Origin of the sequence: Pelomonas sp. Root1217 (assembly GCF_001425705.1) — a bacterium.
Lineage (GTDB): Bacteria > Pseudomonadota > Gammaproteobacteria > Burkholderiales > Burkholderiaceae_C > Pelomonas.
Genome location: NZ_LMDC01000028.1, coordinates 824,712 through 842,603, shown reverse-complemented (window position 1 = coordinate 842,603; position 17,892 = coordinate 824,712). Strand labels below are relative to the sequence as shown.

General features: G+C 67.3%; 13 protein-coding genes and 1 tRNA gene. 8 read left to right on the top strand and 6 right to left on the bottom strand.

Annotation, left to right across the window (positions count from 1 at the left end):
- Positions 1–3: 3 nt before the first annotated feature.
- Entirely contained in the window at positions 4–2,244 is a 2,241-nt protein-coding gene (locus ASC95_RS23885; protein ID WP_082568046.1) for a DUF6445 family protein, read from the top strand.
- On the opposite strand, the gene ASC95_RS23880 is transcribed toward ASC95_RS23885, so the two are convergent.
- The gene (locus ASC95_RS23880) at positions 2,222–2,857 is read right to left on the bottom strand and encodes a glutathione S-transferase family protein (protein WP_057300154.1); all 636 of its coding nucleotides are present in this window, start codon (positions 2,855–2,857) and stop codon (positions 2,222–2,224) included. The genes ASC95_RS23885 and ASC95_RS23880 overlap by 23 nt on opposite strands.
- 72 nt (positions 2,858–2,929) lie before the next feature.
- On the opposite strand from ASC95_RS23880, the gene ASC95_RS23875 reads away from it, so the two are divergent.
- The 6 genes from ASC95_RS23875 (at position 2,930) to ASC95_RS23850 (ending at position 7,989) form a co-directional block, all read left to right on the top strand.
- Complete coding sequence (locus tag ASC95_RS23875) at positions 2,930–3,748, top strand: helix-turn-helix domain-containing protein (RefSeq protein WP_057300153.1); 819 nt, start codon at positions 2,930–2,932, stop codon at positions 3,746–3,748.
- Between the two features lie 7 nt (positions 3,749–3,755).
- Entirely contained in the window at positions 3,756–4,682 is a 927-nt protein-coding gene (gene hemC / locus ASC95_RS23870) for a hydroxymethylbilane synthase (RefSeq protein ID WP_057300152.1), read from the top strand.
- Positions 4,679–5,419, top strand: coding sequence for a uroporphyrinogen-III synthase (locus tag ASC95_RS23865; RefSeq protein ID WP_057300151.1), 741 nt, complete (start codon positions 4,679–4,681; stop codon positions 5,417–5,419). Before hemC ends, ASC95_RS23865 begins: the two co-directional genes overlap by 4 nt.
- A gap of 16 nt (positions 5,420–5,435) precedes the next feature.
- Positions 5,436–6,581: a uroporphyrinogen-III C-methyltransferase gene (locus ASC95_RS23860; RefSeq protein WP_235538029.1), complete on the top strand. Its 1,146-nt coding sequence runs from the start codon at positions 5,436–5,438 to the stop codon at positions 6,579–6,581.
- Between the two features lie 2 nt (positions 6,582–6,583).
- Positions 6,584–7,831: a heme biosynthesis HemY N-terminal domain-containing protein gene (locus tag ASC95_RS23855; protein ID WP_057300150.1), complete on the top strand. Its 1,248-nt coding sequence runs from the start codon at positions 6,584–6,586 to the stop codon at positions 7,829–7,831.
- 81 nt (positions 7,832–7,912) lie between these two features.
- Positions 7,913–7,989: transfer RNA gene (locus ASC95_RS23850), tRNA-Arg, on the top strand.
- Between the two features lie 67 nt (positions 7,990–8,056).
- Here ASC95_RS23850 and ASC95_RS23845 read toward each other — a convergent pair.
- Positions 8,057–9,091, bottom strand: coding sequence for a CaiB/BaiF CoA-transferase family protein (locus tag ASC95_RS23845; protein ID WP_057300149.1), 1,035 nt, complete (start codon positions 9,089–9,091; stop codon positions 8,057–8,059).
- Between the two features lie 14 nt (positions 9,092–9,105).
- Between ASC95_RS23845 and greB the strand changes: the two genes are divergently transcribed.
- Complete coding sequence (gene greB, locus ASC95_RS23840; RefSeq protein ID WP_057300148.1) at positions 9,106–9,675, top strand: transcription elongation factor GreB; 570 nt, start codon at positions 9,106–9,108, stop codon at positions 9,673–9,675.
- Here the strand turns inward: greB and ASC95_RS23835 are convergent, their stop codons facing one another.
- From ASC95_RS23835 to rpoZ, 4 genes are all read right to left on the bottom strand, one after another.
- Complete coding sequence (locus ASC95_RS23835; protein WP_057300147.1) at positions 9,676–11,214, bottom strand: tetratricopeptide repeat protein; 1,539 nt, start codon at positions 11,212–11,214, stop codon at positions 9,676–9,678. It abuts the gene before it with no gap.
- 19 nt (positions 11,215–11,233) lie between these two features.
- Positions 11,234–15,016, bottom strand: a complete 3,783-nt coding sequence (locus ASC95_RS23830; protein WP_057300146.1) for a TonB-dependent receptor — start codon at positions 15,014–15,016, stop codon at positions 11,234–11,236.
- A 253-nt stretch (positions 15,017–15,269) separates the two neighbouring features.
- Positions 15,270–17,528, bottom strand: a complete 2,259-nt coding sequence (locus ASC95_RS23825) for a bifunctional (p)ppGpp synthetase/guanosine-3',5'-bis(diphosphate) 3'-pyrophosphohydrolase (RefSeq protein ID WP_057300145.1) — start codon at positions 17,526–17,528, stop codon at positions 15,270–15,272.
- Positions 17,529–17,665: 137 nt separating this feature from the next.
- Positions 17,666–17,869, bottom strand: coding sequence for a DNA-directed RNA polymerase subunit omega (gene rpoZ / locus ASC95_RS23820; protein WP_025563690.1), 204 nt, complete (start codon positions 17,867–17,869; stop codon positions 17,666–17,668).
- Positions 17,870–17,892: the final 23 nt, after the last annotated feature.

The following is a 17,892-nucleotide window of genomic DNA, read 5'->3' as shown; positions in this document are numbered from 1 at the left end:
GCCATGACCTCTGTACCCAAACCCATTCGGCGCGTCGTCATTGCCGGCGGTGGCACCGCCGGCTGGATGGTGGCCGCCGGCCTGTCCAAGTGCCTGGGCAAGCACTACGACATCCGCCTCGTCGAGTCCGAGGAGATCGGCACCGTCGGCGTCGGCGAGGCCACGATCCCCACGCTGCACCTGATGCACCAGATCCTGGACCTGGACGAGCGCGAGTTCATCCAGGCCACGCAGGCCACCTTCAAGCTCGGCATCAGCTTCGAGAACTGGCGCGACGTCGGCCAGAACTACTTCCACTCCTTCGGCAAGACCGGCAAGGGCCATTGGACCGCCGGCTTCCACCATTTCTGGCTGGAGGGCCGCAAGCGCGGCCTGGCGAGCGACTACGGCGACTACTGCCTGGAGCTGCGCGCGGGCCTGGACAAGCGCTTTGCGCTGCTGCCCGACAACGGCATCAGCTACGCCTACCACTTCGACGCCACGCTGTACGGCCAGTACCTGCGCCGCTTCTCCGAGAACCTCGGCGTGCAGCGCATCGAAGGCAAGATCGCCAAGGTCCATACCGATGCCGCCAGCGGCGACATCACCGGCCTGCAGCTCGACGGCGGGGCGCTCATCGAAGGCGACTTCTTCATCGACTGCACCGGCATGCGCGCGTTGCTCATCGGCGAGACGCTGGGCGTGCCCTATGAAAGCTGGTCGCACTGGCTGCCTTGCGACAGCGCGCTGGCCGTGCAGACCACGCGGGTCGGCGAGCCGGTGCCCTACACCCGCGCCATCGCCCACCCCTGGGGCTGGCAGTGGCGCATCCCGCTGCAGCATCGCGTCGGCAACGGCGTCGTGTTCAGCAGCAAGCACATCAGCGACGACGAAGCCAAGGCGGCGCTGCTCGCCAACATCGAGGGCGAGGTACTGCGCCAGCCGCGCGTCATCAAGTTCACCCCGGGCCAGCGCGAGCAGGTCTGGAAGAAGAATTGCGTCGCGATCGGCCTGGCCAGCGGCTTCCTGGAGCCGATCGAATCCACCAGCATTCATCTGATCCAGAAGGGCCTGACCCGTCTGATCGAACTGTTCCCGACCGATGGCGTGCGCCAGAGCGATATCGACGAATACAACCGGCAGTCGCAGGAGGCGATCGAGATCGTCCGCGACTTCATCATCCTGCACTACCACGTCAACAACCGCACCGACTCGACCTTCTGGCGCGACTGCCGCGAGATGGACGTGCCGCCGCTGCTCAAGCACCGCATCCAGCATTTCCGCGACACCGCACGCATCATGCTGAGCCAGGGCGAACTGTTCGCCGAGAACTCGTGGGTGCAGGTCATGATGGGGCAGGGCATCGTTCCAGCCAGCCACCACCCGATCACCCGCAACATGGATGACCGCAGCCTGGCGGAGTTCCTAGGCGACATCCGCAAGGACGTGGCACGGACGCTGATGAAGCTGCCCAAGCACCAGCAGTTCATCGATCAGTTCTGCCCGGCGCCCAAGATCGAAGCGGCCATGGCCAAGCCGGCTGCAGGGCCTGAGCTGTGCATCAACCCCAACGCCCGCCTGGAGACGGTGCAGCTGTCCAACGGCGCGGCGGTCTACGTCATCGACGACTTCGCGCAAGACCCCGACGCCCTCGTTGCGTTCGCTCAAGCTCAGGCCGGCCAGTTCCAGGCGCCTGCGGGCCATCCCTATCCCGGCCCGCAGCTGGCACTGCCGGACGGCGTCGCCGGCCCGCTCGGTGCCTTCTTCGACCAGCACCTGCGTCCTCGACTGGGCGCCGGCCCAGGGGTGGGCATGTTCGGCCGTTTCTCGCGTGTCGTGCAGGATGCCGCGACGCTGGACCCGCGTCAGCGCATCTGCCACCGGGACGATTCCGCCATCGAGCCGGGCGAGGTGATCTCGGCGTCCGTGCTCTACCTGTTCAAGGACGAGCAATTGGGTGGCACCGTGTTCTTCCGTTCGCTGATGTCCGACGTCGAGACGCGCCAGTTCATGCGTGACTCCAACATGCTGAACGGCAGCGCCTTCAGCGACAAGTACGGCATCGCGCCGGGCTACATGACCGAGAGCAACCGCTACTTCGAGGTCATCGGCCGGGTGCCCGCCAAATGGAACCGAGCCATCTTCTACAGCGGCAGCATCTTCCATACCGGCGACATCAACTGGCCCGCTGCCAAGGCCGGCTACCAGACCGGCATGGGCCGCCTCACCATCAACGCCTTCTTCAAGAGCCGCCAGCCTGCCTAGCCGCCAGCTCGGCATCCAGCGCCAGGGAGCGCTGCGCTGCCGGGTGGGACCGCAGGCGCGCCGCGTAAGCCTCCACGGCCGGCGTCGCCGGCATCATCTGGAACGCCAGCATGTCGGCGAGCGCATGGCCCCACAGGAAGTCGGCGACCGTCATTTGCTCGCCGAGCCACCAGTTGCGGCCGTCTTCGAGCTGTTGCTGCACGAGGCGTACGACGCTGTCGAAGTCGCCGTAGGGCGACCAGGACGGCTGGCAGTCCTCGCGCTTGAGCGCCCGGTCCGTCATCGCCGGCTCGAAGCAGGAGCCGTAGAACACCATCCAGCGCAGCAAGGCGCCACGCAGCGGGTCGCCCACCGGTGGCACCAGGCCGCTTTCGGGATAGAGCTCGGCCAGGTAGAGATAGATGGCCGCCTGCTCGGTGATGAGGACATCCTTGTGCAGCAGGGCCGGCACCTTGCCCATCGGATTGACGTCAAGATAGGCAGGCTCGCGCTGCTGCTTCCTGGTCAGGTCGAGCACCTGCAGCTCGTGTTCGGCCTGCAGCTCCTCGATGAGGATGCGCACGCCGGCGGAGCGGCTGTTGGGTGCGTGGAAGAGGGTGACGAAGCGGCTCATGGCAACGTGAGATGGAGTGAAGGAGGCGCTGTTGTAGGCTGCGGCCCCCGTCGACGTCTTGGAAAAACACGCATGACAGCCACCGCCCCCTTGCGCGCCGTGACCGGCCGGGCCAAGGGCGTCGTCGACCCGGCGACCGCGCAGCGCAAATTCCGTCTCGCCCGCTATGAGCCGGCACCCGATCTCGCGCCGTTCCTGGACTACCACTGGATCGTCGAATGGGACCTGCGCGGCCAGCCCGACTTCGTGCAGCGCACCTTGCCCTATCCGGTCGTCAACATCGTCTTTGACGCCGAGCTGACCGCCATCTTTGGTGTCGTCAGCGGTTCGTATGAGCACCGGCTCACGGGCGCCAACCGCGGCCTGGGCCTGCGCTTTCGGCCAGGCGGCTTTCGAGGCCTGCTCAAGCGCCCGCTACACACCATCACCGACATCCACCTGCCGCTGTCGGCCGTGCTGCCGATGGACGACGCCGCGGCCGAACACTCGGTGCTCAGCCAGCCCGACGACGCCGGCATGATCGCCGCCGCTGAAAGCTTACTACGCCCGCTGCTGGGCGAGCCCGACCCCAAGGTGGACCGGCTCAACGCCATCCTGGCCGTGGCCCAGAACGACCCCACGCTGACCCGCGTGGACGAGCTGGCCGAGCACGCGGGTGTCGGCATGCGCACCTTGCAGGCCTGGTTCAGCGACTATATCGGCGTCAGCCCCAAATGGGTCATCCGCCGCTACCGCCTGCACGAGGCCGCCGACCAGCTCGCCCACGGCGCTGAGCTGGACCTGGCCGACCTGGCCCAACGCCTGGGCTATTACGACCAGGCCCATCTGACCCGCGACTTCAGCCGCCTGGTGGGCAAGCCGCCGCAGGCCTACCGCAGCCCGCCTCGATAATCGCCGAATGACCACTTCCATCACCATCGCCACGCGCGAGAGCCGCCTGGCGCTGTGGCAGGCCGAGCATGTGCAGGCCCGCCTCGCCGACGAACTCGGCATCACCGCCACGCTGCTGGGCATGACGACGCGCGGCGACCAGATCCTGGACCGCACGCTGTCCAAGATCGGCGGCAAGGGCCTGTTCGTGAAGGAGCTGGAGACGGCGCTGGCCGAAGGCCGCGCCCAGCTCGCCGTGCATTCGCTGAAGGACGTGCCGATGGAGCTGCCCGAAGGCTTCATGCTCGCGGCGGTGCTGGAGCGCGAAGACGCGCGCGACGCCTTTGTCTCCAACGACTACGCGTCGCTGGCCGAACTGCCCGAGGGCGCGGCGGTGGGCAGCTCCAGCCTACGCCGCGTGACCCAGCTGCTGAGCCTGCGGCCCGACCTGCGCGTCGAGCCGCTGCGCGGCAACCTCGACACGCGGCTGCGCAAGCTCGACGAGGGCGGCTACCACGCCATCGTGCTGGCGGCGGCCGGGCTCAAGCGCCTGGGTCTGGCACAGCGCGTACGCGGGTTCTTCGAGGTCGACCAGATGCTGCCGTGCGCGGGGCAGGGTGCCCTGGGCCTGGAGATCCGCGCCGATGACGGTGCCCTGGCCGAAACCCTGGCCAAACTCATCCATCGACCAACGCTGCTGGCCTGCGAGGCTGAGCGCGCCGTGTCGCGTGCGCTGGGCGGCAGCTGCAGCCTGCCGCTGGCGGCCCACGCCCGCTGGCAGGGCGCGACGCTGTGCCTGGACGCAGCGCTGGGCCATGCCGAGGCCTACACCTCGGCGTTGCTGCGTACCGGCGTCGCCGGCGACGTGATGGACGTCGAAGCCGCCCGGGCCCTCGGCCAGCAGGCCGCCGCCCGCCTGCGCGAGCTGGGCGCCGGCTCTTACCTTCCTGGATGACGACCCTCATCGTCACGCGCCCGCGACCGCAGTGCGCGGCCTGGCTGGCGCGCTTGGCCGAACTCGGCGTCGAGGCGGTGGCGCTGCCTCTTATCGAGATCCTGCCGGCCCGCGATCCCGCACCAGTCGTCGCGGCCTGGGCCAGCCTGTCCGACGTGGATCTGGCCGTCTTCGTCAGCCCCAACGCCGTCGAACAGTTCTTTTGCCATGCCGACCGCCCCTGGCCTGCTAACACGCTGGCCGCCTGCGTCGGACCGGGCAGCGCCCAGGCTCTGATCGAACGCGGCGTGCCCGCTGGCCAGATCGTCCAACCTGCCGCTGACGCGGACAGCCTGGATTCCGAACACCTCTGGCAACAACTGTCACCCCGTCGAGCCTGGGCCGGCGCTCAAGTGCTGCTGCTGCGCGGTGACGGCGGCCGCGAATGGTTGGCCGAGCAACTGACCACCGCCGGCGCCCGTGTCGAAGCCGTGACGACCTACCACCGTGCCGGCCCCCGCTTTGACATGACCGAGCAGGCGTTGCTGGACGCCATCCGCGCAGAGCCCTCAGCCTTTGTATGGCTGTTCAGCAGTGCCGAGGCCGTTGGCCATCTGCAAGGCATGGGCATGACCCAGCAGCGCGCCATCGCCACCCATGCCCGCATTGCCGAAGCCGCCCGCGCCGCGGGTTTTGCGCCTGTGGTTTTGGCGCGACCGGCCCCTGAAGCGGTGACTCAGGCCCTGAAAGGCCTCTGACAGAATCCATCGCACTGTGAGTGAGCCTGCGCTGAATCCCCCTGTTGTCGCCGCGGCCGAGTCCGCCGCGCCGCCACCGCCCGCATCCGCCCCCGCGCTGCCGGTCTGGTTGCCATGGCTGCTGGCCTTCTTGGGCGCCGCCGTGCTGCTTTGCGTCGTGCTGGCCTGGCAGAGCCTGTCGCGCCAACAGTCGCTGGAACAGGAGCTGGTGCGTCGCCAGGAGGTCAGCCAGGCCCAGGCCACTGAGGCGCGGCTGGCTGCCAAGCAATCCGCCGAGCTGGTGCGCGACACGGCCGCCAAGGTCTCGCTGCTGGACGCCCGCCTGGCCGAGGTGGCCTTGCAGCGCGGTCAGTTGGAGGAGCTGATCCAGTCGATGTCCCGCTCGCGGGACGAGAACGTCGTCGGTGACATCGAGGCGGCCATCCGTGTGGCCCTTCAGCAGACCCAGATCACGGGCAGCGCCGAGCCTCTTGTCGCTACGCTCAAGCAGGCCGACGAGCGCCTGCTGCGCTACAAGCAACCGCGCATGGAGGGCATACGCCGTGCCGTCGCGCGTGACCTGGACCGCGTGAAGGCGATTGCCGTCGTCGACGTGTCCACGCTGACCATCAAGCTCGACGAAGTCGTGCGCATGGCCGACGAACTGCCGCTGATCTCGGGCAACGAGGCCGCACCCAAGCAGCGCGACGAGCGCAATGGCGATGCCGCCAAGGAGCGCGAGCGTGCACTGAAGCTGCAACGCGAGCAGGCCGCCGCAGCGGCGGACGGCAAGGTCTCGTTGTGGTGGTGGCAGGCCACGCAACAACTTTCCAACTGGACCGGTGTGGTCTGGGGCGAAGCCCGCACGCTGCTGCGGGTGACCCGCATCGACCACCCCGAGGCGGCGCTGGTCTCGCCCGACCAGAGCTTTTTCCTGCGCGAGAACCTCAAGCTGCGCCTGCTGAATGCCCGCCTGGCGCTGCTGAGCCGCCAGTTCGACACCGCACAGTCCGACCTGCGTGACAGCCAGGAAATGCTGAACCGCTACTTCGACACCCGTTCGCGCAAGGTTGCCAGCGTGGCCGAGCTGCTGCGCCAGGTGTCGGGCCAGGCGCGCCATGTCAGCGTGCCGCGGCCGGATGACACGCTGGCTGCCCTGACCGCTGCCGCCGCGGGGCGCTGATCATGCGCTTGGTGATCTGGCTGGTCCTGCTTTTCGTCGCCGCCGTCGTCGCGGCGCTGTACCTGGGGGCCAACGACGGCCTCGCCAGCTTCTACGTGCGCGGCTGGCGGTTGGACATCTCCCTCAACCTCTTCCTGCTGCTGCTGGTGGCGGGCTGCTTCGCCCTCGTCACGGCTATCCAGGCCATCGAGGCGCTGACAACCCTGCCCAGACGCGCCCGCGAGTGGCGGCTGGCGCAGCGTGAACGCAGCGCCCAGCTCGCCCTGCGTGAGGCCCTGGTCGAACTCTTCGGCGCCCGCTTCAGCCGTGCGCAAAAGGCGGCGCAGAAGGCTCTCAACATCCAATCCGCCACGCCGGAACTGGCGGCCGACCAGTCCTTCATGGCGCTGGCGCATCTGCTCGCCGCGGCCAGCGCTCACCGTCTGCAGGACCGCCGCCATCGCGACGAGCAGCTCGCGCGTGCCCTCGACCTCGCGCATCGCACTGCCGGCGCGCGTGCCCAGGAGGACGGCGCCCGCCTGCTCGCCGCCGAATGGGCCCTGGACGACCGGGACGCCACGCGTGCGCTCAGCGTGCTTGGCGAGCTGGCTCCTGGTGTCGCCCGGCGCACCCAGGCCCTGCGCCTGCGGCTGCAAGCGTCGCGCCTGGCCCGCCAGCCGCTGGATGCACTGCGCACGGCACGCCTGCTTGCCAAGCATCAGGCCTTCTCCAAGGTGGCTGCCCAGGGACTGTTGCGCTCGCTGGCCTTCGAAGCGCTGGACGGCGCGCGTGATGTCGACCAACTGCGCTCGATCTGGCAACAGCTCGATCCGGCCGATCGCCGTGATCCCCTCGTTGCCGCACGTGCGGCGCAATGCGCCGGCCAGCTCGGCGCACCGGACGACGGCCGCGGCTGGCTGCGTCCCTTCTTCGACGATCTGGCCGAATTGCAGTCCGACGACCGTGCCGCGCTTGCCAATGCGCTCGTACCGGTGCTGGCTGGCTGCGGGCCTGACTGGCTGCAGCGCCTCGAGTCTGCGCAGTCGCGTTTCCCACGCGAGCGCGCTCTGGCCTATGCGCTGGGCCATGCGCTTGCGGAGCGCCAGCTCTGGGGCAAGGCGCGGCTCATGCTCGAAGCCGCCGCCGACGACGTGACGATGCCCGGCCCGGCCCGCCGTCGCAGCTGGCTGGCGCTGGCGGCGCTGGCCGAGCAGGAAGGCGATGAAAGTCGCCGTGCGCGCTGCTTCGAGGCCGCCGCACGCCTGCCCTGATCGCGGCTGCTCAAACTATTTCTAAAAAAGCGCCGAAGTCTTGTCGGACCCCTGAAAATCTGGCTATACTGTGAGGCTTCAGCGGCTGTAGCTCAGTTGGATAGAGTACTTGGCTACGAACCAAGGGGTCGTGGGTTCGAATCCTGCCAGCCGCACCAAAACAAGAAGAAATGGAAACACCTCAGAGGGTCAAGCCTCTGAGGTGTTTTTCTTTGTGGCGCCGAATCAGCGGCTGCGCGAAAAGCGCGGTGCAGCGGCCGGTTGCCAATGGCCGCCCTCGGTCTGCGTGAAGCTGCCGCGCGCCAAGGCATGCGGATGCAGCGGCGCTTCGGTCAGGGTAAGCACCGGCGCGAAGCAGACGTTGCTCCCCTCCAGCTGGGCAGACCATTCGTCCCGCGACTTCTCGCGTATGCGAGCGGCCACACGCTCGCGCAGCGCTGGCCACTGGCTGCGATCCTGTTGGGCAGCGGGGTCGACGTCATCCAGCCCCAGGCGCTGCAGCAACTCGGCATAGAACTGCGGCTCCAGCGCGCCGATCGACACGAAGCGTCCGTCGGCGCATTCGAAGCAGTCGTAGAAGGGCGAGCTGTGCAGGAAGAAGTTCTGTTCGGGCTTGTCGCTCCAGCGGCCCGCGGCGTGCAGCGAGTGCAGCAGGCTGGACAGCAGGCTCACGCCGTCCACCATGGCCGCGTCCACCACCTGGCCGCGGCCGCTGCGTTGGGCCTCCCATAAAGCGGCCATCAGGCCAAAGGCGAGGAACATCGCGCCGCCACCCATGTCGCCGATCAGTGTGGCCGGAATGCTCGGAGCGACGCCCGCACGCGTGGCTGCCGACAGCACGCCCGTCACCGCGACGTAGTTGATGTCATGGCCGGCAGCCTGGGCCAGCGGCCCTGTCTGGCCCCAGCCCGTGACGCGGCCGTAGACCAGGCGCGGGTGGCTGGCCTGGAAGACCTCCGGCCCGAGGCCCAGGCGCTCCATGACGCCCGGGCGAAAGCCTTCGATCAGCGCATCCGCGCCCTCGATCAACGCACGCGCTTCTGCCAGCCCTCCCGCGGTCTTCAAGTCCAGACAGGTGCGTCGTTTGCCCCGGTCCAGTCCCACGCCGGTGTCGAGCACCTGGCCGCCGGGGCGCTCGATGACGAGGACGTCGGCGCCATGGTCGGCCAGCAGCATGCCAGCCAGCGGGCAAGGGCCGATGCCGGCCATTTCAATGACGCGCAGACCGGCAAGCGGGCCGGCGGAGGGAGGAGCTTGCATCGGACAATGTTGTCATGAACAAGGCCTTCACCAAGGAATCCGACGCGGCCGACGATGACGATGGCGACGGCCCATCGCTGCCGGCGCTTCCTGCCGGCACGCGCAACTACCTGACGCCGGCCGGCTATGCGCGGCTGCGCGCCGAGTTCATGGAGTTGCTGGACGTGGAGCGGCCGCGCGTCGTGGAGGTGGTGTCCTGGGCGGCAAAGAACGGCGACCGCTCGGAGAACGGCGACTACCTTTATGGCAAGAAGCGGCTGCGCGAAATCGACCGCCGGCTGCGCTTCTTGACCAAGCGGCTGGATATCGCCGAGGTCGCCGACCCGAGCGTGCATTACGGCAGCGAACAGATCTTCTTTGGCGCGACGGTGACCTATGCCAACGCCAAGGGCGAGGAGAAGACGATCACGATCAAGGGCATCGACGAGTCCGACAGCCTGGCCGGCGAGGTCAGCTGGATCTCACCCATCGCGCGCACGCTGCTGAAGGCGCGCGTTGGCGACGAACTCAATCTCGTGACGCCGGTGGGCGTGGAGAAGATCGAGGTCGTCGAGGTCGTCTATCCGGCGCCGGCAGGCGGTTGATCAGGACTTCTTGGCCGGCGGCTTGAGCATCGCGTCGGCGCGGGCCTTTTCGTCCGGGCTCAACCGCGCCGCGATGCTGGGCAGGGCCACCGCGGCCTGCTCGTGGCCCATGGATTTGCTGAGGCTGCACCAGGCGTAGGCCGCAGCCATGTCCTTGTCGCCACCCTGGCCCTGGGCCAGCATGACGGCAAGGTTGAACATCGCATCGGGCTGGCGGCGCTGAGCCGCGGCCTGGAAGAACTGGCGGGCCGTGGTGAGGTTCTGCGGCACGACCTCGCCGCGATAGAAGTAGGTGGCCAGTGCGTTCTGCGCGTCAGCGTTGCCCTTCAGGGCGGCGTCCTTGTAGAGCACCACAGCGCGTTCGGGCGCCGGTGCCGGCAGGCCTTCGCCGAGGTCCATCATGCGGGCGGCGGCCAATGTGGCGTCCATGTTGCCGGCCTTGGCCGCGGCGCCGTAGTAGGCGCCGGCGCGCTTCAGGTCCAACGGCACTCCTTCGGGTTGGCGGGGCACCTGGTGGTGGTAGAGCTGGCCCAGCATGTAGAGCGCGGGCACGTGGCCGGCCTCGCCGGCGGTCTCCAGATAGGCTAGTGCGCGCTTGGCATCGGGCTTTGCGCCGACGCCGCTCAAATGGGCCTGGGCCAGCAGTGTTCCAGCAGGCTCGAAGCCGTAGTCCAGCGCTTTGCTCCACCACCTGTAGGCTTGCTCGGGGTCTCGCTTGATGCCCTGGCCGCTCAGATAGATGCGAGCCAGCAGCAGCGAGGCTTCGACGCGAGTGTTGATGTTGTCGGGCTTCTTCGGATCGAACCTCAGGCGGTCATTGACGGGGTCGTAGCGCGCGTCGATGACCTGCCGCAGCCATTCGACGGCCTTGGGCGTGCTGGCCGGTGTGCCGAGTCCCAGCAGATGGATGCGACCCAGCATCATGGCTGCTTCCTCGTAGCCGACCTTCTTCCAGCCTTCCTCGAAGCGGGTGCGTGCCTCGGCGTAATTGCCGTTCTCGTAGGCTTCGAAGGCCTGGGTCAGCGACTTGTCCTTGCGCGCGATCCAGTTGCGGCCGGCGGAGAAGCGGCGGTCGGCGCCACCACAGGCGACGGCTGGGGACGTGCCGCTGATGTCATTGGGGTCGGGAGTGGCGGCGTCCAGTGGGCTGCCGACTGTGCCCGTCTTGGCATTGCCAGCTGGGCTCAGGTCGCTGAAGCGCTCGGTTTCGTTGGACGGGCTGTCCATCATCCCCATGTCGCGCATATAGGCCAGCGTCACCTCGTCGTCGGCGGCCGAGTAGCCGCTCAGGAAGCCGCAGGACGACGCGAACTGGCGGCCCAGGATCTTGTCCTTGGCGGCGGTGATGATCGTGGGGTCGACACCGCCGTTGCGCTGCCCGGCCACCCTGACCGAGCCCAGGCTCTGCGTGGGTGCTGCCGCCGGTTGAGCGACCTCGGCCTGTTGTGCGCCGGCCAGCGGCGCTGCAAAGAGCAGGGCGAGGGCGGCACGTGCCGCCGCCCAGTTCGGTTGAAGGAGTGGGCGGTGGCTGCCGGTCATCGTGTCTGCCTGGTTCTACTTAGCGTGGGCTGCGGAGGGTGAAGCCTACGGTGTAGCGACGGCCGTTGTAGTTGTCGGAATAGATGCTCGGGATGCCGTCGGCGTAGTCCTGGTAGCCGCCCGTATTCGACTGCCCGCGCTCGCCGGTCAGGTTGCGCGCGTCGGCAAAGATCTCCAGGCCGTTCTTGAACTTGTAGGAGATCTTGGCATCGACGAAGGCCGTGCGGGGAGCAAAGATCGGCGCGCCGGGGTTGTAGGGCAGGCGCCAGTTGATGGTGCCGACGGACGGGTAGTTGTTGACGGCAATGCCGCTGTTGCTCTGGCCCGGCGTGAAGCCTACGTAGCGCTTGGCGACCACCTGCATCGCGACGCGAGCCTGGAAGCCGCCGTCGTCGTACCACAGCGAGGCGTTCCACGAGTACTTGGGCTCGCCGGCGACAGGCATCACATCACCGCTGATCAGGTCCAGCACCGGCTGGCCTTGCGTGGACTTGGCCTTGGTGAAGTTGGCGTCGAGGCCCGTGTAGCGCAGGACCGAGGGCAGGAAGGTGAACGCCGTCTTCATGCCGACTTCAAAGCCCCTGCGGGTGGCGGCAGGCTGGTTGTCCCAGGTGGTGTACGTGAACTCCGAGTCGGCCAGCGGCTTGCCGGTGAAGGGGTCCAAGGCGCTACTGTCCTTGAACAGCTTGACGTCGTTGCGCGACGCGATCAACGTCGGCGCGCCGATCAGACCCCGCTGCTTGTAGAGGGCGGCCGAGAACATCGTGTCGCGGTTGGGGAACCACTCCAGCGACAGGTTCTGGTTGACGTTGGTCTGGGGCTTGAGTGCCGGGTTGCCGAAACGGCCGCAGCCCTGGTCTGTTTCCGAGCCGTCATCTTCCGTGGTTCCCGTGGCGAACTCGTACGTGTTGCAGGTGCCCTCGGGCAGCAGCTTGGAGATCGGTGGACGCGCGACGGTCTTGCCGATGCTGTAGCGCAGCACCAGCTTGTCCGCGATGGGCCACAGCGCCAGGTTCAGCGAGGGCATCACATCGGTGTTGCTGTCCTTGACGGACGTGTTCATGGTCTGCGAGTAGGCCTGCAGGCCGCCAGCGGCGTAGGGGTTTGCCGGGTTGAAGCTGCCCGCGATGATGCGGTTCGAGCGGACCGTCACGTAGCCCGTGCCTTCCACATCCGTCTTCACGACACGCACCCCGATATTGCCGGCGATTTCCATGCCGAAGGGCAGGGACCAGTTCGTGAACGGCACGCGGTCGACCTCGAAATCGGTCATCAGGTAGGCGGCCGTCACCTTTTCTACCGCGTGGCTCACCGGCATGTCGTAGACCTTGCCGTCGGTGGCCGTGCACTGGCGGAAGCAGTCCAGGCGCACCGGGACGCCGGCCAGGTTGAAGAGCTTGTTGACGTCGATCTGGTTCCAGCCATCCAGCAGCGATTCGGGCCGGTCCTTGGCATTGGCGTAGTACTGGCTGGCCGGCGCCAGCGTCATCGTCTGGCGGATGATCTCCTCGTACTGAGCGCGGGTCAGTGTGGTCGTGCCTGCCACGCCGCCGCCGATGCCGCGGTTGAGCTGGTTGCTGGGCACGTAGCCATACGGCGCGCAGGGGTTGCCGCCGGCAGCCAGGGAGCCGGGAGTGTTCTCGCAACCGATGAGATTGAAGCGCGTGTTGACCTGCGGCATGTAGACGCCCGGCACGAAGCCGGCCGTGCCGTAGGTGCCAACGGGCTCCTTGATGGTGCTGCCCGCGCCGGTCCAGAAATCGCTGGCGTTCTTGCGGACCTGGACGCCGCCCTTCAGCGCGGTCAGGAAGGGCACCTTGTCGACAAGGTTGTACGACAGGTCGAGCTTGCCCTGCTTCTCGGAATTCTCGCTGTCGAAGGACCGGATGACGTTCAGCAGCGTGCTGTTGGTGTACTGCGGCATCTGCGCGGCCGTGTAGGCCGGCACGCTGACCGGATTGGTCGCGGAAGCGTTGAAGGCCGCACCAGCGACGGCCGGGTTCAGCGTTGCGTACCGCGGGAAGTTGAGCTGGTCGTTCTGGCTGCCCTCAGGCAGCGTGAAAGCCCAGATGCCGTTGGGCTGGACGGCGAAGTTGCCGATGCCGTAGTTGTAGCCGAACGACGCGCGTCGGTCGTAGCGCATGGCGGTGGACTTGACCAGGCCGGCCATGAACTGGGCCTTCAGCCGGCCATCGTTGTATTCGCCACCGGCAAGCAGCGTTTTCGAGTCGGTGTCGATGGTGCTGAAGATGGTGTCGGTGCCGTAGCTGCCGTTGTCCACCGAATAGCTGGTCACATGGTGCGAGGAGTCGACGGTGTAGCCCGGCAGGATGGTGGTCATCGCGCCGGTCATCAGCGGCCGGGTCACACCGTTGTTGGCCGTGGCCAGCGGAAATGAATAAGTGCTCGCCAGGGTGCTGCCGGAGGCGCCCGGCGTCATCGTGCGGATGCCGGTGGTGAGGTTGTCGGTGACGGCGGTGTTGAAGAGCGGGGTGCTGCCCACACCCAGGAAGCCCACCGTGTCGTCCACATGGCGCTTGGCCGCGGCCAGCTTGGTATAGACGGTCAGCTTGTCGTTGACCTTGAAGTCGAAGCGGATGTCGGCGTTGTCGCGGCGGTCATCCTGGCCACGCAAGTTGTAGCGGAAGCCACCCGCGTTGGACGGGTGGTAGTCGTTCCACTGGTTCAGGCAGGTCATCTGCTCTGAGTTGCGCTGGTTGATCGCGGCGTTGACGGTCGCGTTGCGCGTGCCTGGCTGGATGGAGGCGATTTGCGCCGCAGTCAGGTTGGGGAAAGCGGTGAAGCAGTCCGCCTTGGTCTGCGCGGCGGCCGACTGAGTCAGGATCTCCAGCGGCGTGGCGGCATTGAAGAAGCCACCGCCGGCGGCGGTCGTCTTGGGCGAGGCCAGCAGCGTCACCGTCGCCGTCGGGTCGGACTGCAACAGCGTGTTGGGGTTGAACGCGAAGGTCTTCTCGGGCGAATTGTCGAAGTCGGCCAGACGCAGGAGGCCCTGGTTGTTGTTGCTGCCGCCCTGCGAGATCGAGTGGTTCTCGCTCACCGTGCGCGCCTTGCTCCAGTTGAGCAGCACGCCCAGCTTCTTGTCGAGGAACTTGTCGGCCAGGATCACGTTGTAGCGAGGCGTGGTCTTCTTGACCAGGTCGCTCTGCGTGGCCTCGGCCTTGATCATGTAGAAGGGCTTGTCGAAGTCCAGGCCGGTGCGGGTCGTGATGATGATGCCGCCGCCCAGCGAGCCTTCGGTCATGGCTGCCGTGGATCCCTTGATGACGTCGACGCTCTTGATGAGGTCGGAGGGCAACTCGCGGAACTCTGTGCCGCGGCCGTCGCCGCCTTCGAGACCGCGGCCCAGTAGGTTGGTGCCGGCGCCGGAGTTCACGCCCATGCCGTCCAGTTCCACGCGGGTCAGTTCCGGGCCGTTCCCGCGGATGGACACGGTGACGCCCTCGCCGTAATCGCCTCGGTCCAGCGCCACGCCAGCGATGCGGGAGATGGCCTCGCCGATGTTGCGGTCCGGGAAGGCGCCGACGTCCTCGGCCACGATGGAATCCTGGGCCGTCGCCGCGTTCTTCTTGCGGTTGATGCTGGACTGCTGCGACTGGCGCGTGCCAACCACCAGCACGGTCTCAAGTTCCTGCACCGGGGCGCCCGGCTTGCGCGCGGCCGGCTTGGCGTCTTCGGGCTTGGCGCCGTCGCCGCTTTGCTGGGCGAGGGCGGACTGCTGGGCCATCAGGGCCAGGGCCATGGAAACGGCGGTTGCCACCGCAGGCTTGTTGAACTTGTTCACGTGTCTTCTCCGCGCTCCGGTGGGATCCCGGGCTTGTTGTGGGTCGGTCGCTGCGGGCCGGATAGAGGCGCTTTTGCACCGTCTTCCCGGGCCGCGGCGCGACCTTAAGCAGCCGCCGTAACTCGGAGAAATTCGTTTTGTCTCGTTTGCTATCCCGAAAAGAAATACCGGGCCCAGAAACACTGGTTAACCCCAGGAAGCGAATAGAAACAGTCACGGCCGTGATTGGCCGCAACGCCCTCGGACGCGCGTCCTACGGCTTGACGCGCCAGACGCGCTGAACGGGCGCGGTGCGGCGCAGCACGCGCAGCACGTCGGCCAAGTGCAGGCGGTCCCGCACGGCGATGAGCAGGGTCATCTCCGCCGTTTCCCGCAACTGGGCCTCGTCGCTCATCGAAATGTGGGTGATGTCGGCCTCAGCCTGGGCCACCGCCTGGGCCACCTGGGCGAGCACACCCTTGCCGTTGGTCATCAGCAGCGCGATGCCGGCCTCGAAGCTGCGGCCCAGCTCCTCGGCCCATTCGACCTGGATCCAGTGCTCGCTGTCGCGCTGGAAGAGGCGCCGGCCGATGGCGCATTCGCAGGTGTGCACGATGAGTCCTTCGCCGCGCCCGAGGTAGCCGCGTACCTCGTCGCCGGGAATGGGTCGGCAGCAGCTGGCCAGCTGCACGGAAGCGCCCTCGTTGCCGTCGATGGTCACGCTGCCCTGGTTGGACGGCGCCTCGGCGAAGCGGCCGAGCGTCAGCGCCAGCGCGTCGGGTTTTTGCCCCTGCTCGGCCATCAGGCGGGCCAGCTTCTTGGCAATGATGGTGGCAATCTTGCGGCCAGCGCCAATGTCGACGAGGAGCTGCTCGGTGTTGGCGCTGCCGGCCCAGGCAGCCAGCTCATGCCAGATCGGCGCAGCCGGGTCGTCCAGCTCCAGGCTGGGTAGCCCCAGGCCTTCGACACGCATGGCCTGGGCCAGCATCTTCTCGCCCAGCTCGCGCGACTCTTCCTGCTCCAGATCCTTCAGGTAGTGTCGGATTTTGGAGCGCGCGCGGCCGGTGCGTACGAAGCTCAGCCAGGCCGGGTTGGGGCTGGCGCCAGGGGCGGTGATGATCTCGACGATGTCGCCGCTGCGCAGCTCGGCGCGCAGCGGCACGGCCTCGCCATTGACCTGGGCCGCGACGCAATGGTCACCGACGTCGGAGTGGATGGCGTAGGCAAAGTCCACCGGCGTCGCGCCCTTGGGCAAAGCCATGATCTTGGACTTGGGCGTGAAGACGTAGATCGCATCCGGAAAGAGGTCGATCTTGACGTGCTCTAGGAACTCGTTGGCGTCACGCGTCTCGTCCTGGATGTCGATGAGGCTCTGCAGCCAGCGCGCGTTGGCCTGCTGGGCGACCAGCGCCGACGCCTGTTTGCCGCGGCTCTTGTAGATCCAGTGCGCCGCCACGCCCTGCTCGGCGATCTGGTGCATGCCCTCGGTGCGCAGCTGGAACTCCAGCGGCGTGGCCAGCGGCCCCATCAGCGTGGTGTGCAGGGACTGGTAGCCGTTGTCCTTGGGCGTGGCGATGTAGTCCTTGAAGCGACCCGCTTGTGGCTTGTAGAGCTGGTGCAGCACGCCCAGGGCCGTGTAGCACTGCAGCGGCTCCTCGGTCAGGATGCGAAAGCCGAAGATGTCGCTGACCTGGGCGAAGGACAGGCCGCCCTTTTCGCGCATCTTCTTGTAGATGGAATGGACCGTTTTCTCGCGCCCCTGCACCTCCACGCGCAGGCTGGCCTTGGCAAAGGCGGCGCGGATCTCGGCCTCGATGCGCGACACCAGGTCGCGTCGGTTGCCGCGTGCCTTGCCTACCGCCTTGCTCAGTGCCGCATAGCGCCAGGGGTGGAAATACTGGAATGACAGGTCCTGCAGCTCGCGGAAGGTCTGGTTCAGGCCCAGGCGGTGGGCGATGGGCGCATAGATGTCGAAGGTCTCGCGCGCGATGCGCCGGGCCTTGTGCGGCGCCATCGCACCCATGGTGCGCATGTTGTGCAGTCGGTCGGCCAGCTTGATGAGGATGACGCGCAGGTCGCGCGCCATGGCCAGCAGCATCTTGCGGAAGGACTCGGCCTGCGACTCCTCCTTGGTGGAGAACTGCAGCTTGTCCAGCTTGGTCAGGCCGTCGACCAGATCGGCCGTCGTGGCGTCGAACTTCTCGATCAGCTCGGCCTTGGAGACGCCGCAGTCCTCGACGACGTCATGCATCAGCGCCGCCATCAGCGCCTGGGCATCCAGCCGCCATTCCGCACAGATGCCGGCGACGGCGATCGGGTGGGTGATGTAGGGCTCGCCGGTGGCGCGCTTTTGGCCCAGGTGGGCCTCGTCGGCGAACTTGTAGGCCTCGCGCACGCGCTTGACCTCGGCCTTGCTCAGGTAACCGAGCTTGGGGGCGAGGGCATCAAAGGAAGCAGCTTCCGCCTGCGTGGGCGGCGCCGCCTGGCGCAATCCAGGCAGCGTGAACCAGGCGGTGAGGGAGCGTTGGGCCATATGGTCCCGAATTTAGCCCAGGTCGTGAAGCCCCTCGCCCATGGCGTTGCTTGGCGGGCCCTTAGACGACGATGACCACTCGGGCCGAAATGCAAACGGGCGCCCGAGGGCGCCCGTATGGCAGCAGGGGACGGTGCTTAGACCGGCACCTTGCGCAGCATCTCGATGCCGACTTCGCCAGCGGCGATTTCGCGCAGGGCGGTCACGCCGGGCTTGTTCTTGCTCTCGATGCGGGGGCTGTGGCCCTGGCTCAGCATGCGGGCGCGGTAAGTGGCGGCCAGCACCAGCTGGAAACGGTTCGGGATCTTGGTCAGGCAGTCTTCGACGGTGATGCGGGCCATGGTGTTCCTTAGAAAAAAGCGGA

Coding starts and splice junctions, on each gene's coding strand:
- ASC95_RS23885 (WP_082568046.1), top strand. CDS start 4: ATGACCTCTGTACCCAAACCCATTCGGCGCGTCGTCATTGCCGGCGGT.
- ASC95_RS23880 (WP_057300154.1), bottom strand. CDS start 2,857: ATGAGCCGCTTCGTCACCCTCTTCCACGCACCCAACAGCCGCTCCGCC.
- ASC95_RS23875 (WP_057300153.1), top strand. CDS start 2,930: ATGACAGCCACCGCCCCCTTGCGCGCCGTGACCGGCCGGGCCAAGGGC.
- hemC (WP_057300152.1), top strand. CDS start 3,756: ATGACCACTTCCATCACCATCGCCACGCGCGAGAGCCGCCTGGCGCTG.
- ASC95_RS23865 (WP_057300151.1), top strand. CDS start 4,679: ATGACGACCCTCATCGTCACGCGCCCGCGACCGCAGTGCGCGGCCTGG.
- ASC95_RS23855 (WP_057300150.1), top strand. CDS start 6,584: ATGCGCTTGGTGATCTGGCTGGTCCTGCTTTTCGTCGCCGCCGTCGTC.
- ASC95_RS23845 (WP_057300149.1), bottom strand. CDS start 9,091: ATGCAAGCTCCTCCCTCCGCCGGCCCGCTTGCCGGTCTGCGCGTCATT.
- greB (WP_057300148.1), top strand. CDS start 9,106: ATGAACAAGGCCTTCACCAAGGAATCCGACGCGGCCGACGATGACGAT.
- ASC95_RS23835 (WP_057300147.1), bottom strand. CDS start 11,214: ATGACCGGCAGCCACCGCCCACTCCTTCAACCGAACTGGGCGGCGGCA.
- ASC95_RS23825 (WP_057300145.1), bottom strand. CDS start 17,528: ATGGCCCAACGCTCCCTCACCGCCTGGTTCACGCTGCCTGGATTGCGC.
- rpoZ (WP_025563690.1), bottom strand. CDS start 17,869: ATGGCCCGCATCACCGTCGAAGACTGCCTGACCAAGATCCCGAACCGT.